This is a genomic window from Paraburkholderia xenovorans LB400 (assembly GCF_000013645.1).
Classification (GTDB): Bacteria; Pseudomonadota; Gammaproteobacteria; order Burkholderiales; family Burkholderiaceae; genus Paraburkholderia; species Paraburkholderia xenovorans.
In genome coordinates, this window is sequence record NC_007951.1 from 2,180,108 (window position 1) to 2,194,069 (window position 13,962).

Consider the following 13,962-nt stretch of genomic DNA (forward strand, 5'->3'; position numbering starts at 1 on the left):
GCTGAAGTGGGTTGAAAACCGTACAGCCAAAACAAAAACGGCGCAGTGATTTCTCACAACGCCGTTCATAAAACTTTACCGCTTGAATTCTTTGGGGTGGCTGATGGGGCTCGAACCCACGACAACAGGAATCACAATCCTGGACTCTACCAACTGAGCTACAGCCACCACTGACATCTGCTTGACTCGCCGTAAAAACTTGGCTCGCCGATGAAGAAACGAGATTATACGAACAAGAATCTCGTTTGCCTAGTCCTTTATTCAAAAATTTCGACGGGCTCGCGCAGATGCTGCCTTGCTTCGTCGAAGATGCTCAGATCGCGCGCGGCGAGGCGTTTGCTATCCGACAGCACACGGCGCCATCCACGTGCACCCGCTTCGCCACGATAGAGGCCGAGCGCATGGCGCGTAATGGCGCCGAGATAAGTACCGCGTGCCATTTCAGCGGCGCAATAGTCGATCAGCTTCGCTTCGACCTGCTCGCGAGTCAGCGGCGTGTCTGCCGAACCATAGAAGCGGGCATCGACACCGGCCAGCAGATACGGGTTGTGATACGCCTCGCGTCCGAGCATGACACCGTCGACATGTTGAAGATGGGTCTCCACTTCATCGAGCGTCTTGATGCCGCCGTTGATGATGATCTCCAGATGCGGGAAGTCGCGCTTCAACTGATACGCGTAGTCGTATTTGAGCGGCGGAATCTCGCGATTTTCCTTCGGGCTCAAACCCTTGAGAATCGCGTTGCGCGCATGCACGATGAACACATTGCAGCCGGCATCCGCAATCGTGCCGACGAAATCGCGCACGAAACCGTATTCCTCGACCGCATCGACGCCGATGCGGTGCTTCACCGTCACCGGCACGGATACCGCATCGCGCATGGCCTTCACGCAATCGGCGACGAGTTGCGGCTCGTTCATCAGGCACGCGCCGAATGCGCCGCGTTGCACGCGCTCGGATGGGCAACCGCAGTTCAGATTGATTTCGTCGTAACCCCATTGCTCGCCGAGCTTTGCCGAGCGCGCGAGGTCGTCGGGTTCGCTGCCGCCGAGTTGCAGGGCGACCGGCGCTTCTACGGGCGTGAACGCGAGATGGCGCGGCACGTCGCCATGCAACAGCGCGCCGGTGGTCACCATTTCCGTGTAGAGCCACGTATGGCGGGAGATCACGCGATGCAGGGAACGGCAATGACGATCGGTCCAGTCCATCATGGGTGCAACCGAGACGCGGCGCGGACTGGGAATTCGAGGTGACGACATGGGGCGGCCAGACGGCTGGATTCAAAACACCGATTTTACCGCAACGCGTGAAATCGCCTTGACGCCCTGACGGGATGCTCGCGAGCGATCTCAACCAGGCGCCGTGCAATCACCCGCCCGAGAGTCACAGGCGGACCACGTCAATGTCCGTGTCCTCCGCCGTGACCGCCGCTGCTGCCCCACGAACTCCCGCCGCCGTGGTAGCCGCCGTAACCTCCGCCATGCCAGCCGCCGCCATGCCCTCCGTTTCCGCCATGCCACCCATGACCGCCGTGCCAGTAGCCGCCGTGGTAATAACAGCAGGAGCTACCCCAGCCGCCATAGATGCCGACGCTGCCGTAAACCGGCGCATACGGTGGTCCGTAAGCGTAGCCGTAGCCGGGGTAATAAGGTTGCGCGTAGCCATAGTCGTATGCCGGTGCAACCACGCATCCGGTCAGACTGGCCATCACCGCCAACAGCGCCATCGATGCAATGAGCCTGCTCACGATTTTCTCCTTCGCATCAGATTGAGAAAAGACGCACGCGCAGTAGTTCAGCAGCATTTGTGTCCGCACATTACGGGCTGCGCGCGATCTGGCGGCTCAATGAGACATGCATGGCGGCTGGAGACCACGGAATAAGGCGAAGCGATACGCTTGCACACCTTACGCGATCCTCCTGCTGTAACAGTTAGAAGCTGTTGCGAAATTAGTTAAACAGAGGCTTTAGGCGCGTCCAGCAAATTAAGGCGCAAGCCAAAGACAGGAATGCTTCGTGAACATGCGCATAGCGTTCGTAACGAATCTTGAGCCGTCGAAACGAGTGAAGCCACGCAATCGAACGCTCGACTGGCCAACGTGTTTTGCCGAGCCCACTGCCATGCGGCGCGCCGACTTTTGCGAGTAGTGGCGTGATGCCTCGCTCACGCAAGCGTTGCCGATGGGGTTCGGAACTGTAGCCCCGGTCGCCCTGAACGATTCGCGGCTTGTGCAAGGGACGACCCCGCTTGCCCCGGATGCGCGGAATGGCATCGACCAGCGCATCAAGCTGGGTAATGTCGTGCCGGTTCGCCGCGCTCAGGATGACCGCGAGCGGGATGCCTTGCGCGTCGACGATGAGGTGGTGTTTGCTGCCGAGCTTGCGCCGGTCCGTGGGATTCGGGCCGGTTTTTTTCCCGCCAGCACGGCGCGAATCGATGAGCTGTCGACGAGCGCACGCGAGAAATCGATTTCGCCACGGCGACGCAGTTCGGCGAGCAACGCTTCGTGAATGTGTTGCCAGACACCTGCCTTTTGCCACGCGACGAGCCGTCGCCAGCAAGCTGTGCCTGAACCACATCCCATTTCTTGCGGCAGAAGGTTCCACGCAATGCCTGAGCGCAGCACAAACACGATGCCGGTCAGCACCGCTCGGTCGGGTTTCGGTTTGCGGCCCGCAAACTGGCGATTGCGTGGTGCTCGCGCAGGCAGCAGTGGTTCGATGAGTAACCACAATTCGTCGTCTATCAGTTCTTTAGGCATCGCTTCCTGTCAGGCAAAACAAGACAGAAAGTTAACACCAAGCCGGAAAAGTTAACAGACCCAAAACTTAATTTCGCAACAGCGTCTTAGTTAAATTTCCGCAACGCAACTGTAGGGCGCGCCTGTTAAGTTCCCTTCAGACAATTACCTCGAATCCAGGCCATGCCCATTTGCCGGCCGGATGAAAACACTGCACCCGCTCACTGCCAGGACCGCTCCATGCGAAGCCTGCAAATATCCCGCCGTCAATGAAGCACGATCCACAGCCGGCCACCGCATCAGAATGGCGCGCCGAAGGCGACGCCTGTGCGGCGCGCGGCGAACTCGACGCCGCGCTTCAACGTTTCGAACACGCGCGCGTGCTTGCCCCTGCCGATGCGCTCGTGCATCAGCGCATCGCGGCGACGCTCGCCGCCCTGAACCATTTTCCCGAGGCCGTCGAACGCTATCGGGAAGCGATCGCGCTCGATCCGCGCGACACGGATTCGCATCACGGCCTCGGCTGGACGCTCGAGCAGATGCATCGGCTCGAACAGGCGGTGGACGCTTATCGCGAGGCGGCTCGCCTGAATCCGCACGCCGACGGCTCGCACAACAACATGGGCAACTGCCTGCAGGCGCTCGGCCGTTTCGACGAAGCGCACGCAGCGTATCGCCGCGCAATCGAAGCCGCACCGCAGGTGCCGCTGTACTACCGCAACTTCGTGCAGACCAAGCGCCTCACTACTGAAGATCCGGTATTCGTCGCGATGGAAAGCCTTGTCGGCAACGCGGCGTCGCTCACGCCGGCCAACCAGGCGGAGATTCACTTCGCGTACGGCCAGGCACTGTCCGATGTGGGCCGCAACGACGCATCGTTCGATCACTTCCTGAAGGGCAATGCATTGCATCGCGTTAGCGTGCGCTACAACGAAGCGGACACGCTCGGCCTGTTCGCGCATCTGCCTGAGCTGACGGCTTCGGAAGTGCTGGAGGCGAAGCGCGGTCTGGGCGATCCGTCAGCGGCGCCGATCTTTATCGTCGGCATGCCGCGCTCGGGTTCGACCTTGATCGAACAGATTCTCGCGAGCCATCCCCAGGTATTCGGCGCGGGTGAGCGCACGGAATTCGGCGAGGCGCTGGTGCACTGCATCCGCCGCGATCCGGCTGATCCGTTGCGGATCGATATCGAAGCACTTGGGGACGTCGAGTCCGCGCCGTTGCGCGAACTCGGCGCGGACTATCTGCGTCGCATGCGCGGCGCGCTGCCTGAAATCCACAGCCTCGCGCAGACCGGAGAAACCGGCCCGGCTCCACGCTATACGCACTTCACCGACAAATATCCGTTCAACTTCATCAACCTCGGTCTGATCCATCTGGCGCTGCCGAATGCGCGCTTCATTCACAGCAGCCGCGCGCCTTTGCCAACCTGCCTGTCGATCTTCTCGCGCATTTTTCACGACGTGCCGTTCAGCTATGATCTCGGCGAACTGGGCCGTTACTACCGCGCCTATAACGCCCTGATGAACCACTGGCAACGTGTGCTCCCCGAAGGTGTAATGATCGAAGTCAAATACGAAGAACTGGTCGACGATTTCGAAGCCAATGTGCGCCGCTTGCTCGCGCATTGCGGGCTCGACTGGGACGAGCGTTGCCTGTCGTTTCATCAGACCACGCGGCAAGTGAATACGGCCAGTTCCGCGCAGGTGCGCCGTCCGCTGTACAAGACTTCAGTGCAGCGCTGGCAGCCGCAGCAGGCGTTGCTTCAACCGCTGTTCGACGGCTTGGGCCCGGAGCTCACACCGGCTCATGGCGCTCCGCCTGACGAAGTCGTGGCCACTGGCATGGAGCGTCGCTCATGAGCGCGGCGCGCGGTGCCGTGATATGGATGACGGGGCTCTCCGGCGCCGGCAAGTCGACGTTGGCCAACGCCTTGCATCTACGGTTGAAGGAAGCAGGGCAGGCCGCGATCGTGCTCGACGGCGATGTGCTGCGGCGTGGGCTGAACGCCGACCTAGGCTTCACGCCCGAGGACCGCACTGAAAACCTGCGGCGGGTCGCGCACGTTGCTGCGCTCTTCATGCAGCAGGGCTTCGTGGTGATCGCCGCGGTGATTTCTCCGGAGCATCGGCACCGGCGCGCGGCGCGTGAAATTGTCGGCGAAGGGTTCGTGGAAGTGTTCGTGAATGCTCCGCTACAGGTCTGCGAAGCGCGCGACGCCAAAGGACTCTATGCGCGCGCGAGACGCGGCGAAATTGCGCATTTCACCGGTATTTCCGATCCGTTCGAAGCGCCGCTCGCCGCCGACCTGGTGATTGAAACTGATCGCATGCCGGTCAACGAGGGTGTAGACCGGCTGCTCGCGCATCTGGTCACGATGGGGCGTGTGAGCGGATAGCGCGCTGTCTTCATGCTGCTCGCGCCATCTATCGCAACAAACCGCCCGAATGATGCAACACCGGATACACGCCGATGATGAACGCCGCGTAGATCGCGGCCATCGTCACACCGGCGGCCGTGCCCCAGATATCGCGCGATGCGGCACCCTGGCGGAAATGAACGGGCAGTCCGACCACAACGTAGCCGATCAGAAAGAACGTGATGACCGCCCGCACCGGCGAGAGATCGTGGCCGATAAATTCGAGCAGCGCGGACCAGTTGAATTCAGACATGAACGGGCAGGACGACATACGGACAATGGCGGGAACCGTGGCAGAGCGCGCGAGAACCTACGTGGATTAAAGTCCATTCAGCCGGCAAGGTACAAGCAAAAGACTGTATGAATTTGTACAGACCTGCATGGCTTGCACAATGCCTGCGGGCTAACTTTCAACCGCGCTTCATGACACTTCACGGCGCTTTCACCGCGGGACGATCAGCGCTTGCGCAAGGGCTCGAGTAGCGACTTCAAACCGTTGTGATCGATCTCGTGCATCAGGGCGAGTAGCCGGCCGATTTCGCCCGGCGGAAAGCCCTGACTCGCGAACCAGTTTAGATAATGACCGGGCAGGTCCGCAATCAGGCGGCCCTTATATTTCCCGTAAGGCATGATGCGCGTGACCAGCAGTTCGAGGTGTTCGGGATTCATTGCGGCAGGGGCGGCGCGGAGAAACCTTGCGCGTGGAAAAACGGGCGGCGCCCGTCGGAACCGCATTTTAGCGTGCCCTGCAGGTATCGCGCGGGCATGGTAACGTCAGCGCTTTTCGTTCAACCAATCAACAGGACAAGTTCGATGCAATATCGCAGCCTTGGCGATTCCGATGTGCAGGTTAGCCTGATCGGTCTCGGCACCATGACATGGGGCGAGCAGAACACGGAGCAGGAAGCGCACGCGCAGATCGACTACGCGCTCGATCACGGCGTCAATCTGATCGACACCGCCGAAATGTACCCGGTGCCGCCGATTGCCGAGACGCAAGGTTCGACGGAGCGCTTCATCGGCACGTGGCTCGCGCAGCATCGCAGCGCGCGCGAAAAAATCGTGCTCGCCACCAAGATCGCCGGCCCGGCGCGTCAGCCGCATAACCCGCGCCATATTCGTGGCGAAGGCAACCAGTTCGACCGCAAGAATCTCACCGAAGCGCTCAACGACAGTCTGAAGCGCCTGCAAACGGAGTACGTCGATCTGTATCAGCTGCACTGGCCGGATCGCAGCACGATGACGTTCGGCCGCGCCTCGTATCCGTGGGTCGACGACGCGTACACGGTGCCGATCGAAGAGACGTTGTCCGTACTCGCCGAGTTCGTCAAGGCGGGCAAGGTGCGTCACATCGGCGTGTCGAATGAAACGCCCTGGGGCGTCGCGCAGTTTCTGCGCGCGGCCGAAAAGCTCGGCTTGCCGCGCATCGTCAGCATCCAGAATCCGTACAGCCTGGTCAATCGCACGTACGAAGCGGGTCTGTCCGAGTACGCGCATCGCGACAACGTCGGCCTGCTGGCCTATTCGCCGCTGGCCTTCGGCTGGTTGTCGGGCAAGTATGAAGGCGGCGCGCGTCCGGCCGGCGCCCGCATCACGCGCTTCGATCGCTTCCAGCGCTACAGCAAGCCGCAAGCGGTGCAGGCCACCACGCGTTACGTCGAACTCGCGAAGCGCCACGGTCTGGCGCCCGCGCAGTTCGCGCTCGCGTTCGTCAATAGCCGGCCGTTCGTGACCAGCAATCTGATCGGCGCGACCTCGCTCGATCAATTGAAGGAAAACATTGCCAGCGTCGACGTGAAACTCTCGCCGGACGTGCTCGCGGAAATCGACGCGCTGCATGAATTGCAGCCGAATCCCGCGCCTTGATGCGCGAATGGCGGCGCGCTGGTTCGAGTCGGGCTTGAAAGAAGAATGAAGTCTGCGTCCCGCCCGAATCGCCGCGCTGCCCCAGGTGCCCCGGCTTCATGGCCGGGGCGCTTGCGGGATCAGGATGGATGGCGTCTGAAATTCCGTCGCCGCCCGACGCATGTCCAGCGGAGCGTCCGCTTGCCGCGCACAGCGCGAAGGCGCACAGCATGGAGCGCGAACAAACTCGCCACCGCACAGAACATCGGACTGGAGCCCGGCGCGAGCTGATTGCTGGCCAGCCGGCGTGCGGCGACGGCAGACCGCGGCGTGCGTGCGGTACCTCTCCATTCGCCGTCGATTGGAGGGTAAATGTCCCTGCCGGAACACGAATCACGACCTAAACTGTGGTGGACGGGGCGGGCTGACAGCGCCGGACTGCGCGGCCGGCGTTGCTGCGGCGCACACCGGTGGTACGATTCAGCCCGAAAAATGGAGAGCGGCGCGCGCTCGATGCAGCGCGCTGTCCACAACAGAGCGACAGGAACTCATCGAATGGCGCAACAAAAAACAAACCCAAAACTTGAGCAGGCGCTGACGCGCGGGGATCTGGCAATCCGTCAGGCGAATTCGGCGCGTGCGACGGCACTGCTGCGTGCGTTGGGCAAGATGATCGTGGAGGCCTCGGCGACGATCGGCGTGGAAGCCTTCACGCTGATTCCCGACGGCGACAGGATCTATGATCCGGCCGATGGCCTATGGCCGCAGGAATTGCAGATCTCGCTAGACGGTCCGGTCGAAGAATCCGATCCGGACGAAGTGCGCACGGTCCGACTGATCGCCGATGATCCGGGCACGATGTTCCGGGTCGAATGGCAGCGCGCGGACGGCAAGATCGGCCGTCAGGACGGTGGACCGTTCGCGACCGTGGCGTTCATTTCCGACGTGGACATTCCGTGGACGGACGACGAGGACTGAGTGGAGCCGGGCCGCCGCAGGCGCTGGTCGCTGATAGCAACCGTTGGCCGGGCATCAGCGCCTGTGTTACTCGAAAGCCAGAACCTACTTCATCATCCTGCGTCTGAACAGAATCGCCGACACGATAAAGCCGCCCAGCGCATACGCCGCCAGCACGGCCACATGCACCAGCGCGTGCTCGACCGGCCGCCCGAGCATGGCCGGCCGCATCAGGTCGACGGAGTGCGCCAGCGGCAGCACTTCGGTGACACCCCGCGCAATGGCGGGCAGTTGCGACACCGGAAAGAACACGCCGGACAGTAACAGCATCGGCGTCAACACCAGTGTCTGATAGAACATGAAGAAGTCGTACGAAGGCGCGAGCGCCGTGACCACCATTGCGATGCTCGCGAACGCGAGCCCGGTCAGCACGATGACCGGCAACGCCAGCAGCATCGACGGAAAATTCGCGTAGCCCAGCGCGCCGGCCACCAGCATGATCGCGGCGCCAGAGAGTATCGACTTGCTGGCCGCCCAGATCACTTCACCGAGCACGATGTCGCCCAGCGTGAGCGGCGTGTGCATGATCGCTTCCCAGGTGCGCTGCACGTGCATGCGCGAGAAGCCCGAATACATCGACTCGAAGCTCGCGGACATCATCACGCTCGACGCCACCGTGCCGGCCGCGAGAAAGGCGATGTACGACACGCCGTCCACATGGCCGACCATCAGCCCCAACCCGAAGCCGAGGCCGAACAGATAGATCATCGGATCGGCGAGATTGCCGAACATCGAGGCGATCGCAAGTTTTCTCCACACCAGATAGTTGCGGCGCCACACGGCGATCCAGTTGGTCGCGTTCGCGGGAAAGGCGGCGAAGGTGTCCTGTCTCGATGGCGTGTCGCCCGGGGTTTCGTATGTGCGTGCGTCCATTGCGTGTCTCGTGCGGTGCCCCTCCAGGGGCTTCCTTCGTCGTTATAGCCGTAGCGCGTTGCGTGCGATGCCGGTATCCATGCGCCTCTAGTCCTGCATCTCGCGGCCGGTGAGCCGCAGGAACACATCTTCCAGATTCGCCGGGCGGTGCAGATAGCGCAGGTCCGCGCGCTGTTTCAGGCGCGCATGCACCGGCTGCGCGTCGATGACGTAGCAGAACAGCGTCTCGCCGCTGATCTCGGTGCGCTCGACGAGCGGCGCCAGTTCATCGCGCAGGGCAACCGGATCGGGTCCGAAAATCTCGATCACGTCGCAGCCGATCTCGGAGGCGATCAATGCGCTCGGCGCGCCTTCGGCGATCTTGCGTCCTTCCTCGATCACGCATAGCCGGTGGCAGAGCCGTTCGGCTTCTTCCATGAAGTGCGTGGTCAGCAGAATGGTCTTGCCGCGCGCGAGCAACGAACGCAGCCGCTCCCAGATCAGATGCCGCGCCTGCGGATCGAGACCGGTGGTCGGTTCGTCCATAATCAGCACGTCGGGGTCGTTGACGAGCGCGCGCGCCAGCGTGAGGCGCCGTTTCATGCCGCCGGAGAGTTCGCTCACGCGCGCGTCGGCCTTGCTTTCGAGGCGCGCGAATTCGAGCAGCGGCGGCACCATTGCCCTGCATTGCGCGGCGCTCATGCCGAAGTAGCGGCCAAACACCAGCAGGTTCTCGCGCACCGTGAAGTCGGGGTCGAGATTGTCGAACTGCGGCACCACGCCGACGCGTGCCCGCGCCACGCGCGCGCGTCTGGGGATCGGTTCGCCGCACAGGCGGATCGTGCCCGCATCCGGCGCGGCGATGCCGAGCAGCATGCGCAACGTGGTAGTCTTGCCCGCGCCGTTCGGGCCCAGCAGGCCGAAGCATTCGCCGGGGGCGACATGGAACGACAGCCCGTCGACGACCGTTTTTTCGCCGTAGCTTTTTTTAACCTTGTCAAATTCGATGGCGGCTTCAGGCATGGATCGAACGGATCTCCGGGAAAGACGTGAATGACGCGAATGGCCGGGAAGGCCGCCTATTCTAGGGCATTGGCTGCCCGGCGTCGGTTCGCGCCCGACGCTGCGGCGCGGGTTTCCCGCACTGCGGCATCGGCCTGTGGGCGCCGTCCAGCGGCGCGCGCACCTGTTTAGGGCGAAGCTGGCGGCCGGTAGCACGCAGTTAGCGTTTTCCATCCCTTGCAACCTGAATTGCGGCGCACCATGATTCATTCAGATCGCGCGCCCCGCGCGAAGGGAGAAAAAATCATGGCGAGCTACCAGAAAATCCTGCTGTGCTACGACGGCTCGCGCGAAGGCCGCAAAGCGTTGCGTTGCGGCGCCGACCTGGCGATGGATCTGAAAGCCGAAACTCACCTGTTGTCGGTTGTCGACATGCGTTCGAGCATCGCGCAAAGCGCGGGCCTGCTGACCGATGTGGCTTGCGGCAGCTTCGAAAAGACCGCCCGCGACGTCCTCCAGGAAGGCGTGGACTGGCTCACCGAGCGAGGCGTGAGCGCGCAAGGGCATTTCGCGTTCGGCCATCCGATCGACGAGATCGCCAACCTCGCCAATGAATTGCATGTCGACCTGGTCGTGGTCGGCCACCGCTGCCGTACGGGTCTGTCACGGTGGTGGATGGGTGCGGGCAATACGCCGCTGCTCGATCGCGTCTCGTGCAGCATTCTGGTGGCCTGTTCTTCCGCGCAGGAGCAGCAGCAAGCGGCGGCTTGACGCACGGTCACGGGGAGCGTGTTTGACTGGCGCGGCCGTGCAAGCCTGACGACATCAGACAGTCATTCGTTGAGGTTGACCGCGGCCAGCTTCCATGTGAATACGCCCTCGCGCTGAAAGATCGCCGAGTAGCGCGCGTCGCCGGCGCCATGCTGGTACGTGACGACGAATTCGTTGAGGCCGCGATAGCCCGCCGTGGTTTGCGGCGGTTGCGCCGGCGCGGCGTTGCCAGTGCCATTGGCTGCGTTGCCAGTGGCCGGTGCTGCCGGCGCGGGTGACGTCGCTGCGGAATCTGGTGGGGTGTTCGTGGCAGCAGGCACAGGCGGCCGCTCGCCCGGATCGCCGCGTGGCGGCATGCCGTTCAGCAGGGCCGCCACGCCGTCCGGCGTGGCATAGGCATCGACGAGCGGGCCAATCAGCGCGACGCCGATCATCGCGCCAATGGCGGCCAATGGATTACCGTTGCTGTGCGCGTCGAGCCGCCGTGTCAGCAAGCCGGCGACCTGCTGCTTCAGGCTCTCACGCAGCGCGGGGAAGTCGACGTACTGATTGACCGTTTGCGCGTCGCGCGCGTCGGCCGCACGTTTGAGATTGTTCAGCGCGATATAGGGTGTCGCGTACGCGAACCCGAGCCCGGCGATCACGACAATCACGAGCAGGGTGACAATTAGCGGCCGGGTGGCGCCGCCTTTGCTGCGTTTCAGAACGGCCATCGAATGGGATTCTCCGTCAGGTGTGATCTAACGTGGACCGCTGCCACGCGAAAACGATCCCACGCGCAACCCCATGCGATGCAGTATCGCCGCCCGATTGAGGGCCGATCAAGACTCGAATACCGCGCCGTGGAAGTTTGCTTCATCGGCAATGCAGCGGTCGATCATGCGGCATACGGCGTCTACCGTGCCGACCATGATGAGCCGCGACGGGCCGTGATAGACACGCACCGGTGCGCGGCGCGCCGGCTCGGCCGTGTTCAAACCCGAATTCAACGACACGCGGGCAAATGCCGGCAACGACGACGGCAAGCTCGACACGCCGGCGGGCAAATCGAACAGCGACGGTGTATTGGCCGCAGTAGACGCCTCGATCAATGAGCAGGGCACCAGCTTGCGAAGATGGCGCAAACGACCGAACTGGCGAAAAGGCAACAGGCGGGCAAAGCGTTCCATGAGACTCTCCAGACGATGCAACGTTGATGCGGCGCCGGCGCGGCTTTCTATTCTGCCGAACGGGCAAGAAGGGCCTGGAACCAGGGCGCTCGATATCAAGGCGCCTGGAACCAGCGTGCTCAGAACTCGCCGGGGCGGATCAGCCCGACGGCGATACCCTCCAGCGCGAACTCCGCACTGCCGGTTTCAACGAAGATGTTTTCGTAATCGGGGTTCTCGGCGATCAGTTCGAGCCCATTCGGCCGGCGCTTCAGGCGCTTGACCGTGACGTCGTCGCCAAGCCGGGCAATGACGATCTGGCCGTCTTTGGCTTCGCTCTTTTTCTGCACCGCGAGCAGATCGCCGTCGAAGATGCCCGCGTCGCGCATGGACAGCCCGCGCACCTTCAGCAGGTAATCGGGCTTGCTCGAGAACAGCGCCGGGTCGCACGCGTAGTGCTGCGAGATATGTTCCTGCGCGAGGATCGGGCTACCCGCGGCAACCCGCCCGATCAGCGGCAGCGACAATTGCATGATGCTGGCGTGCGGCAGCGTGAACTGATGCGGCGAATCTTCCGGGCCGGCCAGCAGGCGAATGCCGCGCGACGCGCCCGCCGCAAGCTCGATCACACCCTTGCGGGCGAGCGCGCGCAGATGTTCTTCAGCCGAGTTGGCCGAGCTGAAGCCCAGTTCGGCGGCGATCTCCGCGCGGGTGGGCGGAAAGCCGGTGCGTTCGATAGCCCTGCGGATCAGATCGAAAACCTGCTGCTGTCGTGCGGTGAGTTTGGTCATGGCGCCACTGTATGTATGAACAGGTGACTGTATTTTTATACAGTATCGGGCGCAATTCAAGCTTTACTTTAAGTTCGTGCCGAAGGGTGGCGTTGCAGCGTCGTCAAATGACGCTCCAACACCCGTTTTCGTGCCGCAACGCCTTATCCAGCTGTCATTACCACTTTTGCGTATTAAAGAATGAATAAACATTATTTTTAATGATGAAAGCCCTTCGATAGACTGGCCTCCAGTTGGGGCTCATGTGCACGTGACCGCGACGCAGAGCAACACCACACGCTGTTTCAGCGAATTACAACGCGGAGAAAGTTGACATGAATCACCAAGGTACGGGGCTGGCGGGCAGGGCGAAGACACTCATCGTGGCGCTGGCACTGGGTGCGGCAGGCGCGCTAGGCGTAATGGCGCAGGCACACGCTGCCGACACGACGCTGCTGAACGTGTCCTACGACCCGACGCGCGAGTTGTATCAGGACATCAACCAGGCGTTCGGCAAGCAATGGAAGGCGAAGACCGGCGACACGATCACCTTCAAGCAGTCGCACGGCGGCTCCGGCGCGCAGGCGCGTTCGGTGCTCGACGGTCTGCAGGCCGACGTCGTGACGCTTGCGCTCGCTTACGACATCGACGCACTGGCCAGCAAGGGGCTGCTGGACAAGGGCTGGCAGAAGCGTTTGCCGGATAACGCGTCGCCGTACACGTCGACGATCGTGTTTCTGGTGCGCAAGGGCAACCCGAAGCACATCAAGGACTGGGATGATCTGATCAAGCCGGGTGTCTCGATCGTCACGCCGAATCCGAAGACGTCGGGCGGCGCGCGCTGGAACTACCTCGCGGCCTGGGCGTACGCCGAGCATCAGCCGGGCGGCAATGACCAGAAGGCCAAGGAATTCGTCGGCAAGCTTTACAAGAATGCCGGCGTGCTGGATTCGGGCGCGCGCGGCGCGACTACCAGCTTCGTGCAGCGCGGTATCGGCGACGTGCTGATCGCGTGGGAAAACGAAGCCTTCCTGTCGCTGAAGGAATTCGGTCCGGACAAGTTCGAGATCGTCGTGCCGTCGGTCAGCATTCTGGCGGAGCCGCCGGTTGCGGTGGTGGACAAGGTGGTCGACAGGCACGGCACGCGCAAGGTCGCCGAAGCGTATCTGAACTTCCTCTATAGCGAGGAAGGGCAGGAAATCGCCGCGAAGAACTTCTACCGTCCGCGTTCGAACAAGGTGCCGGCCGAGCTGACCGCGAAGTTTCCGAAGCTGAAGCTGTACACGGTGGACGACTCGTTCGGCGGCTGGACCAACGCGCAGAAAACGCACTTTGCCGATGGCGGCGTGTTCGATTCGATCTACCAGCCGCAGTAATACCGCCCGTGCCTGCAATGGC

Annotated in this window: 16 protein-coding genes and 1 tRNA gene; 6 read left to right on the top strand and 11 right to left on the bottom strand. The window is 62.4% G+C overall.

Features of this window, described 5'->3' with window-relative positions; all coding sequences use genetic code 11:
* Positions 1-92: 92 nt before the first annotated feature.
* The 4 genes from BXE_RS09715 to BXE_RS44155 all read right to left on the bottom strand — a co-directional run bounded on the left by BXE_RS09715 (position 93) and on the right by BXE_RS44155 (position 2,761).
* Positions 93-168: transfer RNA gene (locus BXE_RS09715), tRNA-His, on the bottom strand.
* Positions 169-257: 89 nt separating this feature from the next.
* The gene (dusA, locus tag BXE_RS09720) at positions 258-1,259 is read right to left on the bottom strand and encodes a tRNA dihydrouridine(20/20a) synthase DusA (RefSeq protein WP_011488142.1); all 1,002 of its coding nucleotides are present in this window, start codon (positions 1,257-1,259) and stop codon (positions 258-260) included.
* A 140-nt stretch (positions 1,260-1,399) separates the two neighbouring features.
* Positions 1,400-1,747, bottom strand: coding sequence for a hypothetical protein (locus BXE_RS09725; protein ID WP_038457990.1), 348 nt, complete (start codon positions 1,745-1,747; stop codon positions 1,400-1,402).
* A 202-nt stretch (positions 1,748-1,949) separates the two neighbouring features.
* Positions 1,950-2,761, bottom strand: a protein-coding gene (locus BXE_RS44155) for an IS5 family transposase (RefSeq protein WP_407668610.1) whose coding sequence is annotated in 2 segments (ribosomal slippage) — positions 1,950-2,425 and positions 2,425-2,761 — 813 coding nt in all. Because the reading frame shifts where the segments join, the coding sequence is not laid out codon by codon here.
* 248 nt (positions 2,762-3,009) lie between these two features.
* Between BXE_RS44155 and BXE_RS09735 the strand changes: the two genes are divergently transcribed.
* Both BXE_RS09735 and cysC read left to right on the top strand, forming a co-directional pair.
* Positions 3,010-4,602, top strand: coding sequence for a tetratricopeptide repeat-containing sulfotransferase family protein (locus BXE_RS09735; protein WP_011488144.1), 1,593 nt, complete (start codon positions 3,010-3,012; stop codon positions 4,600-4,602).
* On the top strand, positions 4,599-5,138 hold the full coding sequence (cysC, locus tag BXE_RS09740) for an adenylyl-sulfate kinase (RefSeq protein ID WP_011488145.1): 540 nt from the start codon (positions 4,599-4,601) through the stop codon (positions 5,136-5,138). Before BXE_RS09735 ends, cysC begins: the two co-directional genes overlap by 4 nt.
* A gap of 28 nt (positions 5,139-5,166) precedes the next feature.
* Here cysC and BXE_RS09745 read toward each other — a convergent pair whose 3' ends face one another.
* Both BXE_RS09745 and BXE_RS09750 read right to left on the bottom strand, forming a co-directional pair.
* The gene (locus tag BXE_RS09745; protein WP_038457987.1) at positions 5,167-5,412 is read right to left on the bottom strand and encodes a hypothetical protein; all 246 of its coding nucleotides are present in this window, start codon (positions 5,410-5,412) and stop codon (positions 5,167-5,169) included.
* Between the two features lie 203 nt (positions 5,413-5,615).
* Positions 5,616-5,828 carry a DUF3820 family protein gene (locus BXE_RS09750; RefSeq protein WP_035518164.1) on the bottom strand — a complete coding sequence of 71 codons (213 nt, stop codon included), beginning with the start codon at positions 5,826-5,828 and terminating at the stop codon, positions 5,616-5,618.
* Positions 5,829-5,972: 144 nt separating this feature from the next.
* Here BXE_RS09750 and BXE_RS09755 point away from each other — a divergent pair, with 144 nt between their 5' ends.
* Together BXE_RS09755 and BXE_RS09760 are read left to right on the top strand one after the other, a co-directional pair.
* Entirely contained in the window at positions 5,973-7,025 is a 1,053-nt protein-coding gene (locus tag BXE_RS09755; RefSeq protein ID WP_038456270.1) for an NADP(H)-dependent aldo-keto reductase, read from the top strand.
* A 534-nt stretch (positions 7,026-7,559) separates the two neighbouring features.
* Positions 7,560-7,982 (top strand): hypothetical protein, encoded by a 423-nt coding sequence (locus tag BXE_RS09760; protein ID WP_011488149.1) that lies wholly within the window; start codon positions 7,560-7,562, stop codon positions 7,980-7,982.
* An 84-nt stretch (positions 7,983-8,066) separates the two neighbouring features.
* Here BXE_RS09760 and BXE_RS09765 read toward each other — a convergent pair whose 3' ends face one another.
* Positions 8,067-8,894: an ABC transporter permease gene (locus tag BXE_RS09765; protein ID WP_011488150.1), complete on the bottom strand. Its 828-nt coding sequence runs from the start codon at positions 8,892-8,894 to the stop codon at positions 8,067-8,069.
* A gap of 87 nt (positions 8,895-8,981) precedes the next feature.
* On the bottom strand, positions 8,982-9,896 hold the full coding sequence (gene nodI, locus BXE_RS09770; RefSeq protein ID WP_011488151.1) for a nodulation factor ABC transporter ATP-binding protein NodI: 915 nt from the start codon (positions 9,894-9,896) through the stop codon (positions 8,982-8,984).
* A 285-nt stretch (positions 9,897-10,181) separates the two neighbouring features.
* Between nodI and BXE_RS09775 the strand changes: the two genes are divergently transcribed.
* Complete coding sequence (locus BXE_RS09775) at positions 10,182-10,646, top strand: universal stress protein (RefSeq protein ID WP_011488152.1); 465 nt, start codon at positions 10,182-10,184, stop codon at positions 10,644-10,646.
* Positions 10,647-10,708: 62 nt separating this feature from the next.
* On the opposite strand, the gene BXE_RS09780 is transcribed toward BXE_RS09775, so the two are convergent.
* The 3 genes from BXE_RS09780 to lexA form a co-directional block, all read right to left on the bottom strand.
* Positions 10,709-11,359 (bottom strand): DUF2939 domain-containing protein, encoded by a 651-nt coding sequence (locus tag BXE_RS09780; RefSeq protein ID WP_011488153.1) that lies wholly within the window; start codon positions 11,357-11,359, stop codon positions 10,709-10,711.
* Between the two features lie 108 nt (positions 11,360-11,467).
* Positions 11,468-11,815, bottom strand: coding sequence for a hypothetical protein (locus BXE_RS09785; protein WP_011488154.1), 348 nt, complete (start codon positions 11,813-11,815; stop codon positions 11,468-11,470).
* Between the two features lie 119 nt (positions 11,816-11,934).
* Entirely contained in the window at positions 11,935-12,585 is a 651-nt protein-coding gene (gene lexA / locus BXE_RS09790; protein ID WP_007182127.1) for a transcriptional repressor LexA, read from the bottom strand.
* Positions 12,586-12,899: 314 nt separating this feature from the next.
* Between lexA and BXE_RS09795 the strand changes: the two genes are divergently transcribed.
* Complete coding sequence (locus BXE_RS09795; protein WP_011488155.1) at positions 12,900-13,940, top strand: sulfate ABC transporter substrate-binding protein; 1,041 nt, start codon at positions 12,900-12,902, stop codon at positions 13,938-13,940.
* Positions 13,941-13,962 lie beyond the last annotated feature (22 nt).